Source organism: Inquilinus limosus MP06, from assembly GCF_000767795.1.
Taxonomy (GTDB): domain Bacteria; phylum Pseudomonadota; class Alphaproteobacteria; order DSM-16000; family Inquilinaceae; genus Inquilinus; species Inquilinus limosus_E.
This window is the reverse complement of sequence record NZ_JANX01000965.1, coordinates 1-1,360: the sequence shown is the minus strand read 5'-3', so window position 1 is coordinate 1,360 and position 1,360 is coordinate 1. Positions and strand designations below refer to the sequence as shown.

General features: G+C 71.5%; 2 protein-coding genes. Both read right to left on the bottom strand.

Annotated elements, in window-relative coordinates; all coding sequences use genetic code 11:
- On the bottom strand, positions 1–566 hold a 566-nt coding region (locus tag P409_RS34445), incomplete at its 3' end, for an NADPH-dependent FMN reductase (RefSeq protein ID WP_034849399.1).
- 126 nt (positions 567–692) lie between these two features.
- The coding region (locus tag P409_RS34440) for a LysR substrate-binding domain-containing protein (protein WP_052121717.1) at positions 693–1,360 on the bottom strand (668 nt) is incomplete at its 5' end.

Here is a 1,360-nt window from a genome sequence, read left to right as displayed (position 1 = left end):
ATCGGCGCGCTGGCCTGGATCGCGCGGGTCCAGCGCACCAGGCGCTGCAGCATGCGGGCCAGGATCGCCCGCGTCGGCTCGTCGGCCAGACGCAGATCCGCGTCGAACTTCTCGGCGGCGCGGCCGACGAAGATCTCCGGCTGGTTCAGCACGTGCAGGCCGGTGGTGATCGCCACGTCGCGCAGATGCAGCTGCGCCCGCACCGTGCCCATCCCGGCGGAGGCGCCGAGGATCGCGACCGGCTTGCCGACCAGCACCGAGGCGCCATAGGGCCGCGACGCCCAGTCCAGCGCGTTCTTCAGCGCCGGCGCGATCGAGTAGTTGTATTCCGGCACCGCCAGCAGCAGCGCGTCGGCCGCCGCGATCTTCGCCTTCAGCGCCTGGACCGGCGCGGGCAGGCCCTCGGCCTCGACATCCTCGTTGAAGAAGGGCAGGTCGTGCAGCGGGTGGATCTCCAGCGCCGCGACGGCGGGCAGCAGCTCGCCCGCGGCGCGCAGCAACGCGGTGTTCAGCGACGCCCGGCGCAGGCTGCCGGACAGGCCGAGGATGCGGATCGGGTCGGACATGCGAAGTCCCTTCCAGACAGGACCGGCGCTCGCTCCGCAGCGCCGGATGGTCGGGATTTGGCCCGAAACCGGCGCCACGCCCATCGGCGAGGTCCGTATGCACCCTATACGATTCCGTATATCCTTTCAGGGCGGGTTGAGCTCCGGCGCACGTGTCTTCAGCTCGGCCACGGCGAAATCGATGAAGGCGCGGATTCGCGGCGAGTCGCGCAGATCGGCATGCACCCCGAGACGCACCGACTGCACCGGGCAGGACACCGGCGTCTCGATCCGCCGCAGCGCCGGGCGCGCATCGCCCAGCAGCCGCGGCAGGGAGGCCATGGCCAGCCCGGTCTCGGCCGCCGCCATCTGCGATCCGAGGCCGCTGGTGCGCGCGATCACCCGCGCCTGCGGCGTGATGCCGTGCAGCCACACCGCCTGGGTCGACCGGCTGGCGAAGTCGTACATCGTGACCACGGCATGGCCGGCGCAGCCGGCAGCGAAATCCGGTAAGCCGTGCCGCTCGAGATAGCCCGGCGTGGCGTAGAGGCCGTAGCCGACCTCCGCCACCTTGCGCTCGATCAGGTCCTCCTGGGCAAAGGCGGCGAAGCGGAAGGCCAGGTCGGCCTCGCGCCGCGACAGGTTGAACATGCGCGGCTCGTTCAAGAGCTCGATCGCCACCAGCGGGTGCAGCGCGCCGAACCGGGCCGTGATCGGGGCCACGACGGTGTCGCCGAACCAGTCCAGGCTGGTGACGGTAATGGCGCCCTGCAGGCCGGTGTCTCGGGCGGCGATGCGGCGCTCGACCGCCAGCG